At 65.7% G+C, this 25,738-nt stretch carries 20 protein-coding genes and 1 tRNA gene; 5 read left to right on the forward strand and 16 right to left on the reverse strand.

The window, feature by feature from the left end; genetic code table 11:
- The 7 genes from QNJ67_19995 to QNJ67_20025 form a co-directional block, all read right to left on the reverse strand.
- Nucleotides 1-221, reverse strand: a 221-nt coding sequence (locus tag QNJ67_19995) for a hypothetical protein (protein ID MDJ0611267.1), incomplete at its 3' end; no start/stop codon positions are given.
- Between the two features lie 18 nt (nucleotides 222-239).
- On the reverse strand, nucleotides 240-1,070 hold the full coding sequence (locus tag QNJ67_20000) for a phosphoenolpyruvate hydrolase family protein (protein MDJ0611268.1): 831 nt from the start codon (nucleotides 1,068-1,070) through the stop codon (nucleotides 240-242).
- Nucleotides 1,057-3,309, reverse strand: coding sequence for an ABC transporter permease (locus tag QNJ67_20005; GenBank protein ID MDJ0611269.1), 2,253 nt, complete (start codon nucleotides 3,307-3,309; stop codon nucleotides 1,057-1,059). The genes QNJ67_20000 and QNJ67_20005 overlap by 14 nt, the downstream gene beginning before the upstream one ends.
- A complete protein-coding gene (locus QNJ67_20010) occupies nucleotides 3,302-4,087 on the reverse strand; it encodes an ABC transporter ATP-binding protein (GenBank protein MDJ0611270.1) in 786 nt (261 codons plus the stop codon). Before QNJ67_20010 ends, QNJ67_20005 begins: the two co-directional genes overlap by 8 nt.
- A gap of 10 nt (nucleotides 4,088-4,097) precedes the next feature.
- Nucleotides 4,098-5,333, reverse strand: a complete 1,236-nt coding sequence (locus tag QNJ67_20015; protein MDJ0611271.1) for an ABC transporter substrate-binding protein — start codon at nucleotides 5,331-5,333, stop codon at nucleotides 4,098-4,100.
- 24 nt (nucleotides 5,334-5,357) lie between these two features.
- Entirely contained in the window at nucleotides 5,358-6,428 is a 1,071-nt protein-coding gene (locus tag QNJ67_20020; GenBank protein ID MDJ0611272.1) for a branched-chain amino acid ABC transporter permease, read from the reverse strand.
- Nucleotides 6,428-7,438, reverse strand: coding sequence for a branched-chain amino acid ABC transporter permease (locus tag QNJ67_20025; GenBank protein MDJ0611273.1), 1,011 nt, complete (start codon nucleotides 7,436-7,438; stop codon nucleotides 6,428-6,430). Before QNJ67_20025 ends, QNJ67_20020 begins: the two co-directional genes overlap by 1 nt.
- 245 nt (nucleotides 7,439-7,683) lie before the next feature.
- On the opposite strand from QNJ67_20025, the gene QNJ67_20030 reads away from it, so the two are divergent.
- The gene (locus QNJ67_20030; protein MDJ0611274.1) at nucleotides 7,684-8,376 is read left to right on the forward strand and encodes a hypothetical protein; all 693 of its coding nucleotides are present in this window, start codon (nucleotides 7,684-7,686) and stop codon (nucleotides 8,374-8,376) included.
- Nucleotides 8,377-8,643: 267 nt separating this feature from the next.
- Here QNJ67_20030 and QNJ67_20035 read toward each other — a convergent pair whose 3' ends face one another.
- The gene (locus QNJ67_20035) at nucleotides 8,644-10,371 is read right to left on the reverse strand and encodes a phosphoenolpyruvate hydrolase family protein (protein MDJ0611275.1); all 1,728 of its coding nucleotides are present in this window, start codon (nucleotides 10,369-10,371) and stop codon (nucleotides 8,644-8,646) included.
- 131 nt (nucleotides 10,372-10,502) lie between these two features.
- Nucleotides 10,503-10,886: a hypothetical protein gene (locus QNJ67_20040; protein MDJ0611276.1), complete on the reverse strand. Its 384-nt coding sequence runs from the start codon at nucleotides 10,884-10,886 to the stop codon at nucleotides 10,503-10,505.
- Between the two features lie 482 nt (nucleotides 10,887-11,368).
- On the opposite strand from QNJ67_20040, the gene QNJ67_20045 reads away from it, so the two are divergent.
- Nucleotides 11,369-11,959, forward strand: a complete 591-nt coding sequence (locus QNJ67_20045) for a hypothetical protein (GenBank protein ID MDJ0611277.1) — start codon at nucleotides 11,369-11,371, stop codon at nucleotides 11,957-11,959.
- A 12-nt stretch (nucleotides 11,960-11,971) separates the two neighbouring features.
- Entirely contained in the window at nucleotides 11,972-13,108 is a 1,137-nt protein-coding gene (locus QNJ67_20050) for a hypothetical protein (protein ID MDJ0611278.1), read from the forward strand.
- Nucleotides 13,109-13,148: 40 nt separating this feature from the next.
- On the opposite strand, the gene QNJ67_20055 is transcribed toward QNJ67_20050, so the two are convergent.
- Complete coding sequence (locus tag QNJ67_20055; protein ID MDJ0611279.1) at nucleotides 13,149-14,444, reverse strand: MFS transporter; 1,296 nt, start codon at nucleotides 14,442-14,444, stop codon at nucleotides 13,149-13,151.
- 99 nt (nucleotides 14,445-14,543) lie between these two features.
- Here QNJ67_20055 and QNJ67_20060 point away from each other — a divergent pair, with 99 nt between their 5' ends.
- Nucleotides 14,544-15,377 (forward strand): 3-keto-5-aminohexanoate cleavage protein, encoded by an 834-nt coding sequence (locus QNJ67_20060; GenBank protein ID MDJ0611280.1) that lies wholly within the window; start codon nucleotides 14,544-14,546, stop codon nucleotides 15,375-15,377.
- Nucleotides 15,378-15,904: 527 nt separating this feature from the next.
- Here QNJ67_20060 and QNJ67_20065 read toward each other — a convergent pair.
- The 6 genes from QNJ67_20065 to ssb form a co-directional block, all read right to left on the reverse strand.
- Nucleotides 15,905-17,395 carry a hypothetical protein gene (locus QNJ67_20065; protein MDJ0611281.1) on the reverse strand — a complete coding sequence of 497 codons (1,491 nt, stop codon included), beginning with the start codon at nucleotides 17,393-17,395 and terminating at the stop codon, nucleotides 15,905-15,907.
- A 204-nt stretch (nucleotides 17,396-17,599) separates the two neighbouring features.
- A tRNA-Lys gene (locus QNJ67_20070) sits at nucleotides 17,600-17,675 on the reverse strand.
- Between the two features lie 125 nt (nucleotides 17,676-17,800).
- Nucleotides 17,801-18,328 (reverse strand): pantetheine-phosphate adenylyltransferase, encoded by a 528-nt coding sequence (coaD, locus tag QNJ67_20075; protein MDJ0611282.1) that lies wholly within the window; start codon nucleotides 18,326-18,328, stop codon nucleotides 17,801-17,803.
- A 132-nt stretch (nucleotides 18,329-18,460) separates the two neighbouring features.
- Nucleotides 18,461-21,220, reverse strand: coding sequence for a DNA gyrase subunit A (gene gyrA / locus QNJ67_20080; protein ID MDJ0611283.1), 2,760 nt, complete (start codon nucleotides 21,218-21,220; stop codon nucleotides 18,461-18,463).
- A 537-nt stretch (nucleotides 21,221-21,757) separates the two neighbouring features.
- Nucleotides 21,758-22,042 carry an HU family DNA-binding protein gene (locus tag QNJ67_20085; protein ID MDJ0611284.1) on the reverse strand — a complete coding sequence of 95 codons (285 nt, stop codon included), beginning with the start codon at nucleotides 22,040-22,042 and terminating at the stop codon, nucleotides 21,758-21,760.
- Between the two features lie 128 nt (nucleotides 22,043-22,170).
- The gene (gene ssb, locus QNJ67_20090) at nucleotides 22,171-22,647 is read right to left on the reverse strand and encodes a single-stranded DNA-binding protein (GenBank protein ID MDJ0611285.1); all 477 of its coding nucleotides are present in this window, start codon (nucleotides 22,645-22,647) and stop codon (nucleotides 22,171-22,173) included.
- A gap of 210 nt (nucleotides 22,648-22,857) precedes the next feature.
- On the opposite strand from ssb, the gene uvrA reads away from it, so the two are divergent.
- Complete coding sequence (gene uvrA / locus QNJ67_20095) at nucleotides 22,858-25,725, forward strand: excinuclease ABC subunit UvrA (protein MDJ0611286.1); 2,868 nt, start codon at nucleotides 22,858-22,860, stop codon at nucleotides 25,723-25,725.
- The last annotated feature ends 13 nt before the right edge of the window (nucleotides 25,726-25,738 follow it).

A 25,738-nucleotide genomic window follows, 5' to 3' on the forward strand; every position in this document is an offset into this window, starting at 1 on the left:
CGCACCACGTTGAGGTTGACCGGGGTCACCTCGTGCACGATGGGCAGGACAAGCGCCCCGCCGTTGATCACCACGGTCTCGCCGCCGAAGCCGGTACGCACGAAGGCGACCTCCTTGGTCGAGCGGTGGTAGAGCCAGTTCAGCAGGTAAACGACCACCACAACGACGACGATCGCGACAATGAGCCAGAGAAAGATCGACCCGATCAGGCTGCTCGTCATGACTTCATCCTCCCGTCATCACAGCCGCAAGGCCTTGAAGGCCTTGGTCTGTTCGGTCAGCGCACGTTCCGTGGGCAGGCGCTCCATCGAGGAGGCGCCGTAGAACCCGTGGCAGATCTCGGTTTTGCCGAGCACGTACTGGGCGTCTTCGGGCATGGCCACCGGACCGCCGTGCACCAGCACGATGATGTCCGGGTTGACCCGCACGGCGGCCAGCGCCCAGTCGTCGACCAGGGCCGGGCAGTCCTCGAGGGACAGCGACGTCTCCGCGCCGATCGACCCGCCGGTGGTCAGTCCAAGGTGGCACACGATGATGTCGGCGCCGGCGCCGGCCATGGCGGCCGCGTCCTCGGCGTTGAACACGTAGGGCGTGGTCAGGAGGTCCTTCTCGTGGGCGAGGCGGATCATGTCGACCTCCAGCCCGTAGGACATGCCGGTCTCTTCCAGGTTGGCGCGGAAGGTGCCGTCGATCAGCCCGACCGTGGGGAAGTTCTGCACGCCCGAGAAGCCGACCGCCCCGACCCGGTCGAGGTAGTGGTCGAACAGACAGAAGGGATCGGTGCCGTTGACGCCGGCCAGCACCGGCACCGTCCTGGTCACCGGCAGCACCTCGCTCGCCATCTCCATGACGATCTCGTTGGCGTTGCCGTAGGCCATCAGGCCGGACAGCGAGCCGCGCCCGGCCATGCGGTACCGCCCCGAGTTGTAGATCACGATCAGGTCGATGCCGCCCGCCTCCTCGCACTTGGCCGAGAGGCCGGTGCCCGCGCCGCCGCCGATGATCGGCTCGCGCCGGCGCTTCATTTCCTGGAACTTCTCGACCAGAACTCGTCGCTCAAAACGCGGCATGCCGTGGGATCCTCTGGGTCGGGTTGATCTCGTCCAGCGCCTCGACCACCGCGGTGGCGAAGGCCGGGTCATTGATCTGGTGCGGCGTCACGATCAGCCGGCGATTGGCGGTCTCCTGGAACCGCTGGGCGATCGCGTCGAACAGGGCCCGGTCCGCCTCCGGGTCGTGAAAAGCCTGGCCCGGCGCGTCGAGCGCGGAGACGCCGCCTTCCGGGATCAGGAAACGCACCGGCCCGGTCATCTCGTTCAGCCGGCCGGCGATCCAGTCCCCCATGCGCCGGTTCTCTTCCGCTGTCGTGCGCATCAGCGTGACCTGCGGGTTGTGCTCGACGAAGCGGCGCCCACGGTAGCGCTCGGGCACTGTGTCCGGCGCGCCGAAGTTCACCATGTCGAGCGCGCCGACCGAGCCGACGTAGGGAATGCGGGTGCGGATGAAGGCGCCGAAGCGGTCCTCGTCGGCGGGGAAGACCCCGCCCATCATCATGTCGCAGACCTCGGTGGTTGTCAGGTCGACCGCGGCGGTCAGCAGGCCGCTGTCCGCCAGCTTCTCCATCGAGCGTCCGCCGGTGCCGGTGGCGTGGAACACCAGGCAGTCGTAGCGCTCGTCCAGCAGGGCCGTGATCTGCTGGACGGCGGTCGTGGTCACGCCGAACATGGTCAGACCGAGGCCGGGCTTCGCGACCGCGGCGGTCTCGGCGGCCCCGTCCAGCACCATGCCGGCGAGCGCGTTGGCGCCGTTCGACAGCACGCGCCGGGAGATCCGGTTGAGGCCCTGCACGTCGGTCACGGAGTACATCATCATGATATCCGTCGGCCCGACGTACTGCCCCACGTCGCCCGAGGCGACGGTCGAGATCATGACCTTGGGGATGCCGACCGGCAGGCGGCGCATCGCCGGGGTCGCAAGCGCCGTGCCGCCCGAGCCGCCCGCCGAGATGATGCCGCCGATCCCGCGCTGCCGCTGGATCCAGGCCTCGAAGGCTTCGGCCATGGCGCGCACCGAGGCGCCCCGGTCGCCGCTGAAGACCACGCCCGCCCCGCCGCGATGGTAGGCGGCGACCATGTGCGGCGGCACCTCCGCCGACGAGGGCTTGCCCGAGGTGGAGAGATCGATGCACTTCACCTTGAGGCCTCGCGCCAACAGCCGGTCGCGCAGGAAGCGAAGCTCCTCGCCTTTGGTGTCGAAGGTGCCGGCGACATAGACCTCGTCGCCGCGCAGGCTTTCCAATGGAGTCACCGGCTCCTTGAAGATCGGCTCGGGCTTGACGTCGAAGGGCCGGGCGGGCGCTTCATGCGCCAGGCGCCGGGGCTGCTCCTCTGTGCCCTTGCCTTCCCGCCAGGCGGCGCTCGACCAGCGCGTCGGCGGCACGTAGACCAGGGTCGAGGCGGCCGGCTCGGCCGCCGGCGGCGCCGCGGCCTCGGGCTGCGCGGCGCTCTCGGCCTCGGCCGCCTGCGGCGCCGGCGCGGGCTCGAGTTCGGGCTCGACGTCCGGCAGGTCGAGGTCCTCGTGGGAGTGACGGCCGACGCCGAGCAGCCGCTCCTGCAGGGTGCGGTCCCCGGCGAGCTGCCGCGCCGGCATGACCCGGCTGACCCGGCCGTTGACCATGATCGCGACGTCCTCGGAGATCGAGGTCGCCACCGCGATGTTCTGCTCGATCAGCAGGATCGAGACTTCGCGCTCCTCGGCCAGCGCCGCGAGCAGCGCCTCGACCTGCTCGACCACGACCGGCGCCAGGCCTTCGGTCGGCTCGTCGAGGATGAGGAGGCGGGGATCCGGCAACAGCGCCCGCGAGATGGCGAGCATCTGCTGCTCGCCGCCGGAGAGCTGGCCGGCGCCGCTGCGCCGGCGCTCGTAGAGCCGGGGAAAGGTCTCGTAGATCCGCTCCATGGTCCAGGAGCCGCCGCGGGTCTCCCCCAGCACGAGGTGCTCCTCGACCGTGAGCGAGGGCCAGAGCCGGCGGCCCTGGGGCGTGTAGCTGATGCCCTTGGCGGCGATGCGGTGCGGCGCCAGCCCGGCGATTTCCTCGCCGTAAAAGCGGATGCTGCCGCGGTCCGGCCGGAGCAGACCGGTGATGGCGTTGCACAGCGTCGTCTTGCCCATGCCGTTGCGCCCGACCACCGCGTGCACGCCCTGCTCCAGGGTCAGGTTGACCCCCTGAAGCGCATGGGAGCGGCCGTAGTAGACGTGCAGGTCGCGCACCTGCAGCGCGGTCGCGTGGGCGGGCCGGCGCTCAGGCATGGCCCTGCCCCAGGTAGATTTCCTGCACCTCGGGATCGGTCTCGATCTCCTGGGGCGTGCCTTCCTTCAGGACCCGCCCGTTGTGCATCATGGTCACCCGCTCGGCGACCCGGAGCGCGACGTCCATGTCGTGCTCGATGATGATGTAGCCGATGTGCTCCGGCAGGGACTGCAGGATCTCGACCAGCTCGGTCCGCTCGGTCGGCGAGAGGCCGGCCGCCGGCTCGTCGAACAGGATCAGCCGCGGCGCCCCGGCCAGGGCGAGCGCGATCTCCAGCTGGCGCTGCTGCCCGTGGCTGAGCGTCGCGACCTGGTCGTCGCGCACCTCGTGGAGATGGACCGCCTCGAGCAGGGTCTCGGCCAGGGCCATGGCGCTGTCGTCGCGCGACGGCCGCCTGAGCGCGAAGCGCCGGCGGCTGACCCCGCGGCAGGCGAGATAGATGTTCTCGATCACGCTGAGCCCGTTGAACAGCAGCGAGATCTGATAGGTGCGGCGCAGGCCGCGACGGATCCGCTCGTGGACCGGCAGATCCGTCACGTCCTCGCCGAACAGACGCACGCGACCGGTGGTCGGCGGAAAGTCGCCGGTGATCGCGTTGAACAGCGTGGTCTTGCCCGCGCCGTTCGATCCCAGAACCGCGCGCCGCTCCCCCGCCTCGACGGTCAGGTTGATGTCCGCCAGGGCGACCAGCGCGCCGAAATGGCGGCTGACCGCTTCAAGTTCCAGCGCGTAACGGCCGGCGCCTTGAAGACGCGAAAGCGCATCGGTTCTGGGCATCGCTACCATGCTACTGGCAGGTCGGGTTCGTGCGGCTGACCTGGCCGTACTCGAGGAACTCCTCGTAAGGCACGCCGAGGGTCTGCGTGACCTGGGGGATCACCTTGATGGTCTTGTTGAGCAGGTTCCCGTCCGGACCCTCGGTGACCTCGGTCAGGAAGATGTCGGCGATCGCCTGGCGCCGCTCGTCGAGGCTGACCTTGCCGGTCGGCGTGTCGAAGGACAGGCTCGAGAGCGCTGCGCGGTAGGCCTTGCCGCCGTCGGAGAGATCGCCGTCCACCTCGTTCAGGGCCAGCAGTGCCGCCTTGGTGTTGATGTAGTAGGCGTGGGCGAAGAGCGAGGGCGACGGGAAGCCGTCGGGGAACTGCTTCTTGTAGGCTGCGACGAAGTCGTTCCAGGCGGCGTTGTCCCAGGTGTCCGAGATCGGACCGGCGGAAGGCGTGCCGACCACGAAGCTGCGGGTCCGGCCCTTGGAGCCGAGCACGCTCTGGTCGACCGTGATCGAGCCGCCGACCAGGGGCAGCTCGCCACCGGCCTGCTCGTACTGGGTCAGGAAGTTGACCGCGTCGGCGCCGCCGAGGGCGACGAAGATGGCGTCCACGTCATCGGGCAGGGCCGCGATCACCGAGGAGTAGTCCTTGTTGCCGATCGGGACCCAGAAGCGGGCGTCGACCGGCGCCTCGCCGCCGAGCCGGCAGAAGGGCTCGAGGAAGCCGAAGACCTGGGTGTAGGGGAAGGAGTAGTCCTCGGCCAGGACCGCGACCTTGCGGTAGCCCTTCTCCTTGTAGACGTACTCGCCGAGACCGGCCATCCACTGGGCGCCCTCGGTGCTGAAGCGGAAGAAGTTGTCCGCCGGGTTGCGCAGCGTGGTGTCCTGGGCCGCCGAGGAACCGTTCAGGAAGGTCACGTTGGGCTGGGTCTTGGCGTAGTCCTTGACCGCCAGGCCCTCGGAGCCGGACAGCGGACCGACCATGACCTGGACGCCGTCCTGCTCGACCAGCTTGCGGGTCGCGCGGATCGCGCTGTCCGGCGAGGCGTCGGACGAGCCGGTGATCAGCTCGATCTTCTTGCCGCCGGCCTCGTTATTGAACTCCTCCAGCGCCATCTTGACGCCGCGCATGCTGTCCTCGCCGAGCACCGCGAAGGCGCCCTCCAGCGTGGCCAGGGCGCCCATCTTGATGGTGTCATCCGCGAGCGCGGGGCTCGCCAGCGACAGCGCGGCCGCGGCCAGCAAAGCTTTCCTCATTCCCAGCATTCTTTCCTCCTTGCTTCAGGTTTGTTCGAGGGTTCCGGCGGAATGCCGCTCCCCCGTTGCTTGGTCACCGACACGAAAGCGGGGCTCGCGGCGGAGCGCCAGCTTGGCGCGGAACCGGCTCCAGAGCCCAAGAAGGCCGTCGGGCGAGAACAGCACCACCAAGAGAAAGGCGAGCCCGATGACCGTGTTGAAGCGTTCGCGGTCGATCAGGTCGATCGCGAAGTTCTGCAGCAGAACGAAGATGATCGCGCCCAGGAAGGGGCCGATCGGGTGGCGCATCCCGCCGACCACGGCGATCACCAGGATGTCGATCACGACGTCGACGCCGACCGAGCCGGGCGATATGCGGCCGTTGAACCAGACCATCAGCACGCCCGCCGTGCCGGCGATCAACCCGGCGAGGAAGTAGGCGACGATGCGGTGCAGGGTGACGTCGTAGCCGATCGCCCGCATGCGCCTGGGGTTGTCGCGGATCGCCTGGAGCGCCAGGCCGAAGGTCGAGCGGGCGCCGTAGGCGACGGCCCAGAAGCAAGCGCCGGCGACCGCCAGGGTCAGGTAGTAGAACGGCACGGGGTCGCGCCAGTAGACGCCCAGCAGGGTCGGCGGCTCGACCCCGGCGAAGCCGGTGAAGCCGTTGAAGATGACGTAGTTCTGGCGCACGAAGTAGAAGAAGGCGACGGCGATCGCCAGGGTGATCATGATGGTGTAGATGCCCTCGGTGCGCACCGAGATGGCGCCGACGAAGGCGCTGAACAGCGCGGCGGCCAGGATCGCGACCGGCACGGTCAGCCACCAGGGCCAGCCGAGGCCCATGACCTCGACGCTGTTGTCGCCCAGGATCGCCATCAGGTAGCCGGCCAAGCCGGCCACGGTGAGCTGGGCCAGGCTGAGCATGCCGCCGTAGCCGGCCAGCATCATGAGTGACAGCGAGATGGTGCCGAGGATCAGCGCGTAGGCGCCGATCTGGAAAATAAAGAAGTCGGTGGCGAAGGTCGGATAGACCAGAAGGAAGACCACGGCGGCCACGGCGGCCGGCGGCAGGTCGGTCCAGGACACGGACCCGGAGAAGAGCCGCCGCGCGTCCATCAGCTCGTCCCCATGATGCCCTGCGGGCGGACCGCGAGCACCACGACCATGATCAGGAAGGTCAGCACGACGCCGTAGGTCGGGAAGTAGGCGAGCCCGAACTGCTCGGCGAGGCCGATCAAGAGCGCGCCGATCGCCGCGCCGGTGACCGAACCGAGCCCGCCGACGATCACGACGATCAGCGAAGCCAGCAGGTAGCGGATGTCCTCGCCCGGGGCGATCGAGAGCGCCGTGCCGCCGACCACGCCGGCGAAGCCAGCCAGCCCGGCGCCGATCGCGAAGACCAGGGCGAAGAGCAGCTGGACGTTGACCCCGCTGGCCGCCAGCATCTGGCGGTCGTCGACACCGGCGCGGATCATCATGCCGATCTTGGTCCGGTTGAGGAACAGCCAGAGCCCGATGCCGACCGCGACCGCGACGCCGAGCACGGCGAGCCGGTAGATCGGGTACTTGATGAACACCGGATCGCCCGACGACTTGATCACCGAGACGACCGGCAGGGTGGCGGCGCCGAACAGCCATTCGGGCGGCGCAAACTGGTAGGTCGTCCCGGTCCAGACCGCCAGCATGAGGTCGGCGGCGATGATCGAGATGGCGATGGTCACCAGGGTCTGGCGCAGGTCGTCGCCCTCCATGCGACGGAAGATTAGGACCTGCATCAGGACGCCGCTGGCGCCGATCGCAAGGAAGGCGACCGCCAGGCCGAGGAACCAGTTGCCGCTCGCCTCGGCGACCTCGTAGCCCAGGTAGCCGCCCAAGAGGTAGAGCGAACCGTGGGCCAGGTTGACGTTGCGCATAAGCCCGAAGACGAGGGTGAAACCGCTCGCCACCAGGAAGTAGAGCCCGGCCAGGGTAACGCCGTTCAAGAGCGTGTTGACGAAGGTCTTCTTGCGCCCGATCGCCGCGACCAGCCAGTCGGGCCAGACCGCGAAGATCATCCAGAGAAAGACCGTCCCGGCGAGCAGGATCACGATCGCCCAGAAGGTGTGGCGCTCGATGAACTGCCTCATGCCTGCCCCGCGGGGACGGCACGGCGGACAGCCACCGGCAATGCCGGTCCTTGCGTCATCTCCCTGACCTCCCTGTCGCGCCCCTGTCTTTCCGCAGAAGTCGCCCGTGTCGCCTATGACGGCCGGTAGTGGATCTCAAGCCTGTCCCGACTGGATTCCGCGCGCAACCGGCTTAGCGTTACGAATTGAGTAAATTTGGGTAAAATGTTTAGAGAATTTGAGAAACAAGGGGCGGCCGGCATCCCATGGCCTCGAATCAGCAGCTGCTCAGTTGGCCGATCGTCCCGCGCGCCCGGGCCGCGGATCGGGCCCGCCCCCTGCCCTCGACGCTGGTCACCATCGCGCCGGCTTTTCGCCACGAGAGCATGCCGGACGAAGTCGCCCTGCTGCTGCCGACCAACCCCGGTCCGGCCAACCTGATCGAAGCGGTGCTGAACGACCCGGCGCTCTGCCGGGACACGATGCTCGGGCTGTTCCTGGCCGGTCCCCTCCTGAACCTGGCCATGGACGGCGCCCGTCTGGCCGACGCGGGGGTCGCCTGGATCGCCAACCTGCCGAGCATCGAGCAGCAGGACGACGACTTCGTGCAGCAGCTCGCCGATGTCGGCCTGGACCGGGGCCGCGAGCTGGCCTGCCTGGCCGAGCTCAGCGGCCAGGGTTTCCGCACCGCCGCCGTGGTCGCCGACGGCCCGGGCGCGGCGGCCGCGCTGGCCTCCGGGCCGGATGTTCTCCTGGTGCTTCCCCGCGTCGCCGAGTTCGCCGCCGGCTTTCCCTCGCTGCGGCAACGCGGCACGGCGGCCCAGGGCGTGGCCGAGGCCGCGCGCGCCGCCGGCTGGCAGGGACTGCTCCTAGGCCTGGCGGACGAGCGCGAGGCCGGCCACGAGAGCCTCTGGCCCGAGCCCCTGGACGGCATCCTCTGCCGCCCGGTCCGGGGTTGATTGATCGACTTTTGGCACTCCCTCGCGCGGCCAAAACAGAAAAAATTCGCCACAGAGACACAGAAAACGCAGAGGAAAAACAGAAAGCTCTTTTTGGCGCGCTTCGCGCGCAACCAATTCCCTTTTTGGTTCTCTGTGCTCTCTGTGTCTCTGTGGTGAGAAGGTTGGTTGAATTCCAAGCCACCGGCACGGCCTAGACCCCCAAGATCTAGCGATCTATCCGGTCCAATCCGTCGACGATGTATCCGGTTTGGACCTTGGAGACGGCTAACCCGACAGGCCGAAGCGCTGGATCTTGTTGTAGAGCGTCTTGCGGGACATGCCGAGCGCGGCCGCCGTGCGTGTCCGGTTGAAGCCGTGACGCCAGAGGGCGTCGACGATCCGGTCCTTCTCGCTCCGGCTGCGGGTTTCCCGGACCGGGCTCTGCTGCAGCAGCGGCCTCAGTTCGTCGGGCCGGACCGGCTCCGGGTCGGCGCGGCCGGCGAGCGCGCCGAGGACCGAGCGCAGCTCGGCCTCGTTGCCCGGCCAGAGGTGCGCCTGCAGCGCCTTGGTCGCGGCGAGGGAGAAGTCCGGATCGAAGCTCTCCCCGGCCTGCACCGCCAGGACGGTCATCAGGTCTTCGATGCGCTCGCGCAGCGGCGGCGGGCGGAGCGTCCAGCCGGCTAGGACCGCGGCGAGCGAGGGCTCCAGGCCGGCCGCCGCCAGGTCCTCGGCCGAGGTCCCATTGGTCACGGCCGCCCTGCTGATCAGCACCACGCGCGGGCCGAGGCTCAAGACCCTGCGGCTTCCCGAAGCCTGGAACCTGCGCTCCCTCAGCGCCCGGGCGAGCCGCCGCTGGGTCACGGCCGGCAGGCGTTCCGGCGCGCGCAGCACCAGGAGGCCGGCGGTCGGGTCGGCCAGCGCGGGGCTCGTCCTGGCGGCCCCGTCGCGCGGCCCGAACAGCAGGCTGCGGGCGCGCGCCGGAAAGTCCTCGCCGGCCAGGTCGATCTCCCGGATCGCGCCCGATCGCTCCGGGCCCGGCTCGCCGAGCAGCGCCCGCAGGGTCGGACCGGTCTCCAGGCCCTTCTCGGCCAGCACCAGCACGGGCTCCACGGTCGAGGCGACGGCCTTGAGGCGGCGCAGGAAGTCGAGTTGCGCCGGCGCCCGGCCCGCGAAGCCGTAGCGCCGGGACCAGCCGACCAGGCGCGCGCTCTCGGCGTCCAGCGAGGCGCCGCGCCGGCTCGCCCGGCGAAAGCGGTCGATCTGGTCGGCCACCGAGGCCTCCAGGGGCATGCGCTCGAAGGTGGAGCCGCCGACATAGCCGTCGATCGGCGCCAGGCCGGCGACCCGGCCCAGGTCCTCGGCGGTCGAGATCGGCCCGCCCTCGAGGAAGAACAGGGTCTTGGGGTTGATGCGCTTGATCAGGCGGCCGACGTCCCGCGCCCGGGTCGCCACCTCCTCGAGCGTCTCGCGCCTCCGGTGGCCGAGCGCGCCGCCGACGTTCCAGCCCAGGTTCAGCAGCACCATGTCGATACCGGCGTCGGCCGCGAGGCGCGCCTGGGTGCGGGTGCCGCAGTAGAACATGGCGGTCAGGCCGGCGTCCTGCACCGCGCGCAGCAGCGCGACCTCGGTCTCGATCCCGCGCCCGGCCCGGCCCAGGATCTGCTGCAGGGGGCGGCTGTAGTGCATGCAGCTCGGGAAGTTGACCGCGCCCGCGAAGCCGGCCGCGCGGACCGCCTCGGCCTTGGCCGCCGGGTCGCAGGCCTCTTCCCAGGCGTTGACGCCCAGCAGCACCGGGATCCGGCACTGGGTCAGCAGCTCCTCGCGCGCGAAGCGCTCGGTCAGCGCGCCGGCATCCAGGATCGGCAGCATGCAGGCGATCGAGGGCGCCCCCATGGTGCGCAGGCGCCCGGCGTTGATCGCCAGCAGGAAATCCGCCCCGCCCCGCTCCGCCGCCAGCCCGGTGTTCCCCGAACCGATCGCTGCCCCGATCAGGAATTTCGATGAGACCCGCACGCGCCTCGCCCCACTATCCCTCGGGTGAAAGTCTAGAACAGATCCGGGTCGCCTGGAAACGCCCGGGCCGGCCTCGAGATCCGGCGGACCTGCCTCACCCTATTGATATAGAGAGACTTTAAAGACTGGGATCAGACTGCGGCGCAAACGTCGCTTATCGGCTCGTCGACTTCAACGTAGTAGTCTTCGTCGAGCGCTTCGAGCGTGAGATCCAACGCGAGATCGTTGCCGATGGCACGCAATGACTTCTTGGCGCGGCGCGGCAGAGGAATGCGCCGGACCGCGCAGGCATAGATGAGAACGGCGGCAAGGGAGCTCTCGTTGAGGATCGCGCTCTTTCCCTTGTCGAGCCAGACGGTGTCGATGAGCAGCCTGGCGGACAAGGGCGCGTCCTTCAGGGTGCACTCCACGATCTTACCCGGCGGCAGGGCGTTCTTGTGGTTGCGGTCGAAGTCCTTGATGGCGCGGATAAGCTCGTCGTTGGAGAAGACGATTTGACGGGTTTCGGAGATCATGAGGTTACCTTAGACGCCGCCGTTTCTCTTTGTGGAACACGCCTGATCGCACAGTAGGACGATAATATTATGAGGTTAAGACGGAGATACTTTTTCTAGTCAATTTTTCTTATATTCGCCTTTAACATGTATTATTCGCGGAGATTTCTCGCGGCAATTACCGTCACTACTTTGGACGCAAAGGCCAGAGTCGGCCTTTACAGCCGCCGCAGACCCGGCGCGGCCAGGGCGGCGATCAGACCGACAACCAGCAGGCGTCAGGGGCCTGTCCAGGTTCACTCTGTTGCCGGCGTTCAGCCCGGACAGGTTGGAGCAGGGGAAGACAGCCAACCGCCAGCGAACTGCGAAACAGGAAGAGAGTTATCCCTGATTGATACAGATCAACAAGGTTCAACCAAAATTCTGGAAAAATTCATTCTGGGAAATCTCGATTCGGAACACCGCAGGCTGGAATCGCTATGGCAAGAGAAGACACACCCGTCGTGGCTGACGAACTCTATGTGAACGAGGCGACCCTCGAGGCGCTACGCAATGAGATCGAAGCCGACGTCAAACGCACACTCCAAAAGACAGTTCTCCTTCCTTTGCTGGCGGCCGGTGTCGTCGTGATCCTGCTCGGAGGTCTGTGGTATGTGCCGCAGCAGGTCACATCGCTGGTCAGGGAGGATCCGCAGGTCAATCAGCGTTTTCGAGCCCAGGTCGCCGATTATCTGGGAGACGAGGAAGGCGGCGGGCGGGTGATCCGCGAACAGGTTATTGAGTTGGTCAGAGGCGAGAAGAGCTTGAAGCAAACGGTCGAAGACGTCGCCAATTCAGCGGTCAGCAGAATCAATATCGAAGACCTCATCAAGAACAAAGTCGAATTTGCACTTGATGATAAGAAGCTGAACGAAGCTCTTGCCAATTTCTTCCAAGACGCTCAGGGAAAAAGGGATCTCAAGAGCGCCGTCGCAACCTACTTCTCAAGTCCCGATGGAACGAAGCAAGTCACGAACGCGACATCCATTCAGCTGAAGTCGTCCGAGTTCCGCGAAGTTCTGTTCCGTGAGATCGAGAAAGCGGTCTCGAACTGAAGGGATTTCGTCATGGTCTCCCCTGCTTCCACAGACGCAATTCGAAAGCCGCTGAACACCAGCACAACTATGCTCATTCGAAAGCGTTGCGAAAGCGCCGTTCGAAGCGGACTCCTTCGCTGGGGTGGCCTGCCCGTCGGCGGTACCAGCGCCGCCGCTTTTGTGCTTGCGCTTCTCGTATGGATTCCCCAGCAACTCGACAACCTGAACCTGACAGGCTTGGCACAGGATGCGCTGCGCGACCATGTGGAAAATGCCGTTGCGAGCCATGGCGCCATGAGGGAGAAGCTCAACGCCATCGTCGCGCATTCGGTCGAGACCCAGGCAAAGGAAGTCGTCACGGCCCAACTTGGCACTGCGGTCCAGGAGCCGATCGAAAAGGCTCTTGCAACCAGGGTGGAGAGCGTCGTTTCGGGCCAAGTCGAGCTGATTTTGAAGAGTCAGGGCATGAAGGCGACGATGGGCGAAGTCGTAGCCGCCAACCTCCGGTCAGGTGATCACAAGGTCCTGATTTCGGCCATTCAGCCGAAGCTGAATGCGATCGCCGCCGTTCTATCCCAATCCGTCGCGCAGAATTCAGAGATGATTGTGCAGCAGGTCAGCCTTCCCCTGCCTGAACATCTGCAAATCAACAAAAGCAACTACGAAGATCTGCGAAAAGCACTCGACATTCTACGAGGCATGGGCCCGACAACGGACGAATTTGCATTGAGGTTCTATGCGGCGGCCGGCATGGCGCAGGACAACCAGTATGAGAGCGATATGATCCGTGACTATTTGCAGCAATTAGGGGGTGTTCTCGGAAAGCAGCTACGCTTTGTTGTTGTTCTGGATGCGGCGAGTCGGTTCATGGCACTCACCGAGATCGATGACCTCGATGGTCTCTCCGACGGCGAGCTGGAGGAGTTTACGGAAGCTCTGAACAACTCGAAGCACTCGAAGGGCCAGGTACTTGATCAAATCGGCTCTCTCTTCGGGCCAGCCGCTGTCGTCCATTTCGAGGCGAGCACAAAACTGCGAGACGTTTTGCGAGACCCCGTGTGGCAGACTGTTGGTTCCCGTCATCACGTCGCGGTCCTGAACGAAGATGGGTCGTTTGACGGTCTCACGACGCGGGATCGCATGCTTTCGGCATTGCTTCCTCGATAAACAGCTTCGCGCAGCTTTCTGGACAGCCACCAGCATAAATCTATAGCCGCCGCAGACCCGGCGCGGCCAGGGCGGCGAACAGCCCGACAACGAGGAGCGCCGTGCCGTTGGCGGCCAGGGCGCCTTCGACGCCCAGGGCGACGGCCAGCGCGCCCATCTCCAGGTGGCCGAGGGGGGCCGAGCCGATCGCCAGGGTCCAGGCGCCCATGGCGCGGCCCCGCAGGTGGTTCTCGACGCTGAGCTGGACCATGGACTGGGTCAGCACGTCCGAGGCCGCGGCCATGACCGCGACCAGCAGGATGGCCGCCAGGGCGAGCAGGAACTGGCCGGCGGCGGCGAGCAGCAGGAGCGCGGACCCGAAGGCGAAGATCACGCCCAGATAGGCCAGGCCGCGCCGGCTGACGCGGCCGCCGAAGGCCGAGAGGACCAGGCTGGCGACGATCCCGCCGGCGGCCCGTGCGGCGTGCAGGAGGCCGAGGCCCTCCGCGCCCCAGCCGAAGCGGTCCGTCGCCAGCTCCGGCAGGGCGGTGGTAAAGGAGAAGCCGAAGACCTCGACCGCCCCGGTCACCAGGACCAGGGTGGTGAGCGCGTGATTGCCCCGCAGCTCCTTGAGATAGGCTTGCATCGTGGCGAGCAGGGGTTCCCGCCGGGTCGAGGCCGCCTGGCCCTCCGACTCCAGGCGCCGGAACAGGCCGTAAGCCAGTCCATGGGTGACGACCAGGGCCAGAACGGCGACGGCCGCGCCGGCCTGCGCGACCACCCAGCCGGACAGGAGGGCGCCCGCCAGCTGCCCGCAGCGCCCGCCCAGGCTCAAGAGCCCCAGGCCCGCCACGACGCGCGCGCCGCCGACGATGTCGTAGGCGTAGCTGGCCCGGAGCGGCTGGTGCAGAGCGCGCAGGCTGCCGGCGAGCAGCGTGAACCCGAGCACCAGCCACAAGTGCCCCAGCCCCGAGGCCAGGAGCACCGCGAAAACCAGGAGGTTGCCCGCGATCGCCAGCTCCACCCGGCGCAGCAGGGCCCGCCGGTCCATCCAGTCGGCGATGGCGCCGGACAGCAGGCCGAATACGAAGAGCGGCAGGTAGTAGAGCGCCAGGCTGATGCCGACCCAGGCGCTGGACTCGGTCAGGCGGTAGACCAGCAGGCCCAGGATCACCGTCTCGCCGCTCATGCCGAGGTGGTTCAGGGCGGCCCCAAACCAGAGCCGGCGATAGTCGGCGATGCGAAAGGCCGGATTGCCGACCACCGGCACCCGGCCCAGGCGATCGACCAGGCGGTTCGGCGGCGGAACTCCCGTGTGCTGGCTCAAGGAATCGAGGCTGTTATGGCGTTGGAACAAGCCTGCCTTGATAGCGGCTGAGCGCGGGTTTGGGGAGTCGTCCGGCGGACGCTATAATCGGTCTTTCACTGGCAGAAGAACTTTGAACGAGGATCCGGCATGACCACGCCCATCGTGATCACCGTCGCCATCACCGGCTCGGTTCCGAAGAAGGAGAACAACCCGGCCGTACCGATCACGGTCTCGGAACAGGTCGAATCGACCCACGAGGCCTTCGAGACCGGGGCGACGCTGGCGCACTGCCACGTCCGCAACGACGACGGCTCGACCACGTCGGATCCCGAGAAGTTCGCCCGCCTCCTGGAGGGGCTGCACGCGCACTGCCCCGGCATGATCGTTCAGTTCTCGACCGGCGGGCGGTCCGGCGTCGGCGCCGAGCGCGGCGGCATGATCTCGCTGAAGCCCGACATGGCGTCGCTCGCGACCGGGTCGTGCAACTTCCCGACCCGGGTCTACGACAACAGCCCCGACCTGATCGACAGCCTGGCCGCCCAGATGCTGGAACACGGCGTCAAGCCTGAGGTCGAGGCCTTCGACCTCTCCATGATCTTCAACGCCGTGAAGCTGGAGAAGGCAGGCAAGATCAAGGGGCCCTTGCACGTTCAGTTCGTCATGGGCGTGAAGAACGCCGTGCCGGTCGACCGCCCGACCCTTGAGTTCTACGTCGAGACGCTGAAACGCCTGGCGCCGGACGCGACCTGGACGGGGGCCGGGATCGGCAAGGATCAGATCACCCTGGTCGAATGGTCGGCGGAACTGGGCGGGCACGTGCGTACGGGGCTGGAAGACAACATCCGTCTCGACCGGGAAACTCTGGCGCCGTCGAACGCCGCCTTGGTGAAGCTGGCCGCCGAGCGCTGCGCCCGCTTCGACCGCCGCCCGGCGACCGTCAGCGAGGCGCGCGCATTGCTCGGGCTGCCTTCGGCAGCGTAGGCGCTGAAACCGGTCAACCGTTAAACCAGCAAACCCAGGTTAACCGTCTCACCGCTCATACCGAGATAGGTCCTGAACCATAACCAGCGATATTCGGCTATGCGAACCGTGGGATTGCCTATGACCGGCACCAGGCGAACGACCAGACCGTTCAGCGGCGGAACTCCAATGTATCGGGAACGGCTATTTCGTGTGGTTCGGGCATCCCCTTGATCGCGGTCGGGGCACTGGATTGGGGAGTTTCCGAAACTTCACCGCGACTAACTCGCAGAGATACTGAGGTCTAGCACTTCTAGGACTAGAATTACGACAGCTCCCTCAAAACCGTACAATGATGCTTGTCGGCCGGCAAAACCTGAACGTGGGAAACTAGATTGGGGAAACTTGCACTATGATCTTCACTTTTCAAACTATTCGCAGGTCCTGATGTTTATGGCAATGACCTCCAAAGTCGTTTATCTAACTGTCTTGACACTGTTTTACCAATAAATTCAACGATAGTTTATTCTAACGTCAGATTGAATTTTCTAACTAGACTCCAAACCAGGCACCATGCCCCGAATCCTATCTTCTGCCGAATAAAGATACTCTACGTCATCCAAATTTGAGAAAGGTTTCAAAAATAAAGATTCTATGAAAGTATTGAAATATCCTCGGACAAGAATCTGCAGAGCAACTTCAGCTCCAATTCGCCCGAGAGTCGTTGGTGTTTCGTCCCAGTTATTACCCCCAACCGATTTGTTCACGTGGTTCTTAAGCTGGTCAAAGCTTTCGTGATCAACAAATCCAATCGTTGAACCTATATGGGTTATCTTATCCCGATGAAGGATTAAGTGTTCACGGTCACACAAGCTGACTGATACCGGCGCTAGGTCTGCAATCAAATCCAAATGGTCAAAAGCACCCGGAGCTTTGAGATAGACTTTTCTTCTGTATTGAGCATCACGCATGCTTTGAACACGCGGGTGTACTGTATTTATGTTCAAAATCTGAGCAGACTTCAGAAGTGACCAAACAGTCCCAACAATTGGAATATGGTAGGGAATTGACGAAGAGGCACGCAACGTTGCGCTTGCGTTTATGCACAATATATCAGGTTCTTTTGTAGAACCGAAATTAACAAAATGGTCCTCGCGCACAACGTGCGTACCCAAGTTGTTCCACAAACCTCCGTCACTAAGGAAAGCAACACTTTGTGCCCGTAAGGCAGGCGGATCATCTTCTTCTGGGCGCACACGACCGCCAAAGGTGTACCGTTTTGTTATGCGCGTGAGCCTTGAACCACGACCAAAAGACAAGCGCTTTGGAGGAATACCTGGAAAAGAAGCTGAAGCCCTGACGGCCTCCGCTATCCGTAGTTCTTCAGCATTCCAATCCTGGTGGTCCACCATCAGACGACCAGCACGGGAATGGGCATTTGTTCGACGCCAGATCAAACCTCCATTGTGTGTCGATACATAGAGGGGCTGCCCGTGCACCAGATCGGTTGTGCAAAAGACATGCTCCAGTTCTCTTGCACCAATTGACTTCATACACGGCCACTTCACCTTAGAACGCGTAACGGTCGTATCTTGAAAGTACAGATGGTCAAGAAGAAATTCGACTAATTTTCCTAAAGTCAACCAAGATGGGACAATCAAGAGGAGAGGGAGTAGCACCCACCAAGCCCAATGGGCATTAAACACAAATAGGACAGCACCCACAAGAAGGCATGGGAGGACGGCGATCAAAACCAGCATCCAGGTTTCTATAATGCCACGACTCACAACACGACCCACAAGACTTTTCACAATTTCATCAAACTGCCCCGGCTTGCCCGGTTCACCTGCTTCCATCCTACTGTAGTCACAACGCTGCGCTACGAAAGCGTTTGTTATGGAACCACCAGACACCGAGGCAATTTGGCAAACTCGCGTGTTTAAACCACGATCGACTAGTGCAAGCATAGCACCGGCTGCGAAGAGTGTGGCTCTATGGCCGCCACCTGAGAGAGATAGTGCTAGTTCTGGCTTTTCCATTTGCAGCAGACTATTGTGACGACATGCGTTTTTTCTCTATAGACTTTGGGTGTAAACGTTCTAGTCAAATCAAGAGTCTTTCCGTATCGTTCACAGAAAGCCCTCACAGTATCACTTACAATTCTTGATGCCTGTGATAAAATTCACAAAAAAATTCGCGTTTTCCCCGAGACCAAATGCTCAATGGCTGCTCACGTAAGCATCTGGTGAGCCCGGTAGGGATCGAACCTACGACAACCTGATTAAAAGTCAGGTGCTCTACCAACTGAGCTACGGGCCCCCAGGGCGGCGGCGAAATGCGGTGATGCGGGCCGCCGGGCAGGCGGCTGGAACATAGTGGCGGGTCCCGGGCCGGTCAACCTTCGTGGGCACCGGCGCCTTGCGGCGCCCCCGCTCCTCGCCCGTCTACCCCTCGCCCGCCTCGCGCCGCCGGTCGGCGAAGCGCTCTGCCATGCGCTGGGCGACCCGGGGGCTGACGAAGGAGGTGATGTCGCCGCCGAGCGCGCCGATCTCCTTGACGAAGCGCGAGGCGATGAACTGCTGGCGCTCCGAGGCGGTCAGGAACATGGTCTCGACCTCGGGATTGAGCCGGGCGTTCATCGAGGCCATCTGGAACTCGTACTCGAAGTCCGAGACGGCGCGCAGACCGCGGATGATGACCCGGGCCTTGACCTGGTTGGCGAAGTCCATCAGCAGGCAGTCGAAGGCGCAGACCTCGATCTCGGCCCCGTTCGGGTTCGGCAGCTCGGCCGCGTCGTCGCGCACCATCTCGACCCGCTCGTCGGCGGTGAACAGCGGCCCCTTGCCGGGATTGCCGGCGACCGCGATGACCAGCCGGTCGACCACCTTGGTGGCGCGCTGGATGATGTCCAGGTGGCCCTTGGTGATGGGATCGAAGGTGCCCGGATAGAGCCCGATCAGCGGATGGCGCATGGACGCTTCTCCTGCGTCTTGGCCCGGCCCGCTCCTGGGCCGGGCAGTTCCCCCCGAGGCCGCCCCATGATTGTAGTGTGATTCAGCTTCCGAGTTCGACACGAACAACGTGCCACCTTCGGAACCATCACACTAGGTGGCGTCCTCCCCGTTCTCTCCGTCCTCTCCGTTCTCGCCGTTCTCGTCCTCGACGTCCTCGAGGCGCGCCACGGAGACCACGCGCTCGTCGGCGCCGACCCGGAAAAGGGTGACGCCGCGGGTCGCCCGGCCGGCGATCCGGATGTCGTCGACCGGCGAGCGGATCAGCTGGCCGCCGTCAGTCACCAGCACCAGCTCGTCCTCCTCGGCGATCGGGAAGGCCGCGACCACCCGCGGGACCGGCTTGCCCCGGCGCCGGCTCAGGTCCATCGAGGTGATGCCCTGCCCGCCCCGGCCGGACACCCGGTAGTCGTAGGACGAGGTGCGCTTGCCCAGGCCGTCGTCGGCGACCGAGAGGATGAACTGCTCGCGTTCCTCCATCTCGGCCAGGCGCCCAGGGCTGAGTTCTGCGCTGAGCTCCACCTCCGCCGCCTCGGCGTGGCCGTTCTCGCCGTTCTCGCCCTCCGCCCGGCGCCGCGCGCCAGCGTAGCGCAGATAGGCCTCGCGCTCCTCGGGGGTCGCCTTGCTGTGGCGCAGGATCGACATGGAGATCACCGCGTCCTCCTGGCCGAGCTTGATGCCGCGCACGCCGACCGACTGGCGCCCGGCGAAGACCCGGATGTCGGTCACCGGGAAGCGGATGCACTTGCCGAGCGCGGTGGCCAGCAGCACGTCGTTGTTCTCGTCGCACAGGCGGACGCCGACCAGCCAGGAGTCCTCGTCCTCCAGCTTCATGGCGATCTTGCCGTTGGCCTGGACCCGCTTGAAGTCGGACAGGCGGTTGCGCCGCACCGTGCCCCGCGAGGTCGCGAACATGACGTCCATGGTGTCCCAGATCGTCTCGTCCTCGGGCAGCGGCAGCAGGGCCGTGATGGTCTCGCCGTCCTGCAGCGGCAGCAGGTTGACCAGCGCCTTGCCGCGCGCCTGGGGCTTGCCCTGGGGTAGCTTGTAGACCTTGAGCTTGTAGGCCATGCCGCGCGACGAGAAAAACAGGACCGGCGTATGGGTGTCGCGCACGAAGACCTGGCGCACGAAGTCCTCGTCGCGGGTCGCCATGCCGGCCCGGCCCTTGCCGCCGCGCCGCTGCGCCCGGTAGGTCGAGAGCGGCACCCGCTTGATGTAGCCCTTGTGGGACAGGGTCACGACCATCTCTTCGCGCTGGATCAGCGCCTCGATGTCGGGCTCGAACTCGAGCGCCTCGATCGCCGTGCGCCGCGGGTCGGCGTACTTCTCCTTGATCTCCTCGAGCTCGGAAGAGAGCACCTCGAGCAGGCGCTCGCGCGACTCCAGGATCTCGAGGTAGCCCTTGATCCTCTCGGCCAGGGCGTCGAGCTCCTCGGCGATCTTGTCGCGCTCCAGCCCGGTCAGGCGGTGCAGGCGCAGGTCGAGGATCGCCCGGGCCTGGGCGTCGGACAGGCGGTAGCTGCCGCCGTCCTCGGCCAGCCCGCCGGGCGCGTCGACCAACCGGATCAGCGGCACCACGTCGCCCGGCGGCCAGCTGCGCGCGACCAGGGCGGCGCGGGCCGCGGCCGGGTCGGGCGCGGCGCGGATCAGGGCGATGACCTCGTCGATGTTGGCGACCGCGACCGCCAGGCCGACCAGGATGTGGGCGCGCTCGCGCGCCTTGCGCAGCTCGAAGGCCGTGCGCCGCGCGATCACCTCCTCGCGGAACTCGACGAAGCAGGCGATCACCCGCTTCAGGTCGAGCAGCTCCGGCCGGCCGCCGACCAGGGCCAGCATGTTGACCCCGAAGGTGGTCTGCAGCGGCGTGTAGCGGAACAGCTGGTTGAGGATCACCTCGGCGACGGCGTCGCGCCGGATCTCGATCACCACGCGCAGGCCGTGGCGGTCGCTCTCGTCGCGCAGGTCGACCACGCCCTCGACCAGCTTCTCGCGCACCACCTCGGCGATCCGCTCGACCATGCGCGCCTTGTTGACCTGGTAGGGGATCTCGGTGACGACGATGGCCTGGCGGTCCTTCTGCGCCTCCTCGAAGTGGGTGCGCGCCCGCATGACGACCGAGCCGCGGCCGGTGTGATAGGCCTCGCGGATCGCGTTGCGGCCCAGGATGATGCCCCCGGTTGGGAAGTCGGGCCCGGGCACGATCTCGATCAGGTCGTCGACCGAGAGGGTCGGATCGTGGATGTAGGCGATGCAGGCGTCGATCACCTCGCCAAGGTTGTGCGGCGGGATGTTGGTCGCCATGCCGACCGCGATGCCGCCGGCGCCGTTGACCAGAAGGTTCGGGATCCGCGCCGGCAGGACCACGGGCTCCTGCAGCGTGTCGTCATAGTTCGGCTGGAAGTCGACCGTTTCGCGGTCGATGTCCTCCAGCATGCCCTCGCTGGCCACGCGGGCCAGGCGCGCCTCGGTGTAGCGCGGGGCCGCCGCCGGGTCGCCGTCCATCGAGCCAAAGTTGCCCTGGCCGTCGACCAGCATCAGGCGCATGGAGAAATCCTGCGCCAGGCGCACCATGGCGTCGTAGATCGCCTGGTCGCCGTGGGGGTGGTACTTGCCCATGACCTCGCCGCCGATCCGCGCCGACTTGCGGTAGGGGCGGTTCCAGTCGAAGCCCTCCTCCTTCATGGTGTAGAGGATCCGGCGGTGCACCGGCTTCAGGCCGTCGCGCACGTCGGGCAGGGCGCGCGACACGATCACGCTCATGGCGTAATCGAGATACGACCGCTTCATCTCGGATTCGATGTTGACCGGTGTGATATCCGAGTCGGAGGGCGGTTGCGTGGTATCCGTCAAGGCGTGTTCCTGACAAGCGCGGCGGGTGCGGGCGGGCCCGAGGCTATTCCGATGCGGTTCCTAGAGCGGATCATGTTTAGGATGGAACCACTACGTGGATGTCATCCAAACATGATCCGCTCTAGATCCTAGGTTTAGAGCAGATTCACCGGGGATGATGGATCGCCCGTAGCGATTCCATCAAATCCGGATCTGCTCTAGGGCGGGGTCCAGGGGGACCCTGAGCGGCCGGACCAGGCGCGCCGATGCGGCGCCTGACGCCCGGCGTCGAGCAGCGAAGCAATAGCCTGAAATTTAACCGATTCACCCCTCTCGAACAACACAATCTCGGCCCGCCGGCCGGCTTCCGAAGGGGCCGCGCGGGACCCTCTGCCGACCCTTGAAATGAGCCGCACAGAACCCTTGGCCGGCACGCACGGCAGCGCGACGACGGGCTTTCGATCGGAGATACATCAGGGCGGCCGCCGAAGGTTCCGGCCGGTCTAAGGCCGGCGGCGCCCGCCCTGATGCTTGTCGTGGGAGAGTAAGGAGAAAGGCCTACTTGGCGGCCGCGTCTTTCAGGTTCTTGGCCGCCTTGAAGCCTACCGAGTAGCTGGCGGAGATCTGAATGGTCTCGCCGGTCTGGGGGTTGCGCCCGGTGCGCGCCGCCCGATGCTTGACCGTGAAGGTGCCGAGACCGGGGACACGGACGCCCTCGTTCTGCTTGGCCGCGGCCAGGCCCGACTCGATCGCTTCGATCGTGGCGTCGAGCGCGTCGGCGGCGCTCGCCTTGCTGATCCCGGCCTTGTCGGCGATGTGGTTTACGATATCGGCTTTCGACATGGTCTTGTTACCTCATCAGATAGCTGTGTCGGTTCGATCCTAACCGGAGCGACGCCGGGCCCCGACGGCCCCTCTCGCCTCATCTCCGGACTTGCACCCCGGCCTTTCCGCGAAATGCCAAGTCTCTTCTAAAACGGGATTTCGTCGTCCAGGTCCCCACCGGCGCTTCCTCGTTCGCCACCTTGGTACCCGCCACCAGTTCCTCCGGCGTCAAGGTCACTCCGCTCGCCGCCGAATTCAGTTGCCCCGCCGCCGCGGGAGTCGAGCATGGTCAACTCGCCCCGGAAGCGCTGCAACACGACCTCGGTCGTGTAGCGTTCTTGGCCGTCCTGGCCGGTCCATTTTCGTGTTTGCAGTTGACCTTCGAGGTATACCTTCGACCCCTTTCGCAAGTATTTTTCCGCAACATCCAATAAGCGATCGTTGAAGATCACGACGCGGTGCCACTCGGTGCGTTCGCGTCGTTCACCGCTCTGCCGGTCACGCCAAGTCTCCGACGTCGCAACCGAGAGGTTGGCAACGCGGTTGCCGTCCTGAAGACTTCGGATTTCCGGATCGCGGCCCAGGTTGCCGACCAGAATCACCTTGTTCACGCTACCCGACAAGCACCCAACCTCATCTCGTGAACCCCCGTGGCAGCGCGCATTTGACGACCTGTCCGGCACGACCGGTCCAAGAAAGGCCCTCGCGCGTAACCTTTGTCAAGCGTGACGTTTGTGCCATCTGAGGGTCGCAATTCCCCGTCCGATCGCTCATATTTGCGTCGGCCCCCTGCGCACGATTTGCGTGAAATCTTAGACAGTCTTTGCAACGTCATGGAATCAAATTCAAATAGTGCAATCGTCGTCCGTGGCGCGCGGGAGCACAATCTCAAGAACCTGGAAGTCACGCTGCCGCGCAATCGACTCGTGGTAATTACCGGCCTTTCGGGTTCGGGCAAGTCCTCGCTGGCCTTCGACACGATCTACGCCGAGGGGCAGCGCCGCTATGTCGAGTCGCTCTCGGCCTACGCGCGCCAGTTCCTCGAGCTGATGCAGAAGCCCGACGTCGATTCGATCGACGGGTTGTCGCCGGCGATCTCGATCGAGCAGAAGACCACCTCGAAGAACCCGCGCTCGACCGTCGGCACGGTGACCGAGATCTACGACTATCTGCGGCTTCTGTTCGCCCGGGTCGGCATCCCCTACTCGCCGGCGACGGGCTTGCCGATCGAGAGCCAGACCGTCAGCCAGATGGTCGACCGGGTCATGGCGCTGCCCGAAGGCACGCGACTCTACCTCCTGGCGCCGGTGGTCCGGGGCCGCAAGGGCGAGTACCGCAAGGAGCTGCAGCAGCTCCAGAAGCGCGGCTTCCAGCGGGTCAAGGTCGACGGCACGCTCTACGAGATCGACGAGGTTCCGGCGCTCGACAAGAAGCGCAAGCACGACATCGAGGTCGTGGTCGACCGCCTGGTGGTGCGCCCGGACTTGGAATCGCGGCTGGCCGACAGCTTCGAGACGGCGCTCGCCCTGGCCGACGGACTGGCCTTCGGCGAGGATCCCGACAGCGGCGAACGCAGCAGCTACTCGGCGCGCTTCGCCTGCCCGGTCTCCGGCTTCACGATCGACGAGATCGAGCCCCGCCTGTTCTCCTTCAACAATCCCTTCGGGGCCTGCCCCGCCTGCGACGGCCTGGGGACGACGCTCTACATCGACCCCGAACTGGTGGTGCCGGACATCGGCAAGTCGCTGCACGACGGCGCAATCGCTCCCTGGTCGCGCTCGACCTCGCCCTACTACGCCCAGACCCTGGACAGCCTGGCGCGGCACTACGGCGTCTCGACCCATGACGACTGGGAGGAGCTCGACCCCGGCGTGCGCGACGCGATCCTCTTCGGTTCCGGCGGCGAAGCCATCACCATGCGCTACGACGACGGGCTGCGCGCCTACGAGACCACCAAGCCCTTCGAGGGCGTGATTCCCAACATGGAGCGCCGCTGGCGCGAGACCGACAGCGACTGGGTGCGCGAGGAGCTCGGCCGCTATCAGGCCAATAAGCCCTGCGAGGCCTGCGGCGGTCATCGCCTCAAGCCCGAGGCGCTGGTGGTGCGGGTCGGGGACAAGCACGTCGGCGAGGTGGCCGCGCTCTCCGTCGCCGAGGCCTGCGACTGGTTCGACAGTCTCGAGGCGCAGCTGACGCCCAAGGCCCGGGAAATCGCCCTGCGCATCCTCAAGGAGATCAACGAGCGGCTGCGCTTCCTGCGCGACGTCGGGCTCGACTACCTGACCCTCAGCCGAGCGTCGGCCACGCTGTCCGGCGGCGAGAGCCAGCGCATCCGCCTCGCCTCGCAGATCGGCTCGGGCCTGACCGGCGTGCTCTACGTGCTGGACGAGCCCTCGATCGGCCTGCATCAGCGCGACAACGCCCGGCTGCTCGAGACCCTGAAGCGCCTGCGCGACCTCGGCAACACGGTGCTGGTGGTCGAGCACGACGAGGAGGCGATCCGGGCCGCCGACTACCTGGTCGACATGGGCCCGGGCGCCGGCATCCACGGCGGCGAGATCGTCGCCGAAGGCCCGCCCGCGGCGGTGCTGCAGGCCGGCGAGGGCCTGACCGCGCAGTACCTGACCGGCGTCCGCCGCATCGAGGTGCCGCGGAGCCGGCGCAAGGGGCACCGCAAGCAGGCGATCACCATCACCGGCGCGCGCGGCCACAACCTGCAAGACGTTGAAGCCTCGATCCCGCTGGGCACCTTCACCTGCGTGACCGGCGTCTCGGGCTCGGGCAAGTCGACCCTGGTGATCGAGACGCTCTACAAGGCGCTGGCCCGCCGCCTCCACAGCGCGCGCCATCACCCCGCCCCCTACGACCGCATCGAGGGCCTCGAGTTCCTCGACAAGGTGATCGACATCGACCAGTCGCCGATCGGGCGCACGCCGCGCTCCAACCCGGCGACCTACACCGGGGCCTTCACGCCGATCCGGGACTGGTTCGCCGGGCTGCCCGAGGCCGGCGCCCGCGGCTACAAGCCCGGCCGCTTCTCGTTCAACGTCAAGGGCGGGCGCTGCGAGGCCTGCCAGGGCGACGGCGTGATCAAGATCGAGATGCACTTCCTGCCCGACGTCTACGTGCAGTGCGACGTCTGCAAGGGCCAGCGCTACAACCGCGAGACCCTGGAGATCCTGTTCAAGGGCAAGTCGATCGCCGACGTGCTTGAGATGACGGTGGAGGAAGGCGCGCAGTTCTTCTCCGCCGTGCCGGCGATCCGCCAGAAGCTCGAGACGCTTCAGAAGGTCGGCCTCGGCTATATCCACGTGGGGCAGCAGGCGACCACGCTGTCGGGCGGCGAGGCGCAGCGGGTCAAGCTGTCCAAGGAGCTGTCGCGCCGGGCCACCGGGCGGACGCTCTACATCCTCGACGAGCCGACCACGGGGCTGCACTTCGAGGACGTGCGCAAGCTGCTCGAGGTGCTGCACACCCTGGTCGACCAGGGCAACACCGTGGTGGTGATCGAGCACAACCTGGAAGTCATCAAGACCGCCGACTGGATCATCGACCTGGGTCCGGACGGCGGCGACAAGGGCGGCCGGGTGGTGGCCAGCGGAACGCCGGAGCAGGTCGCCGCAGCGCCCGAGAGCCACACCGGCAGCTTCCTCGCGCCGCAGCTGGACCTGGTGCCGGCGCGCCCGCGCATCTCCGCCTGACGGCGGGAAATCG

Source organism: Kiloniellales bacterium (genome assembly GCA_030064845.1).
Taxonomy (GTDB): domain Bacteria; phylum Pseudomonadota; class Alphaproteobacteria; order Kiloniellales; family JAKSDN01; genus JASJEC01.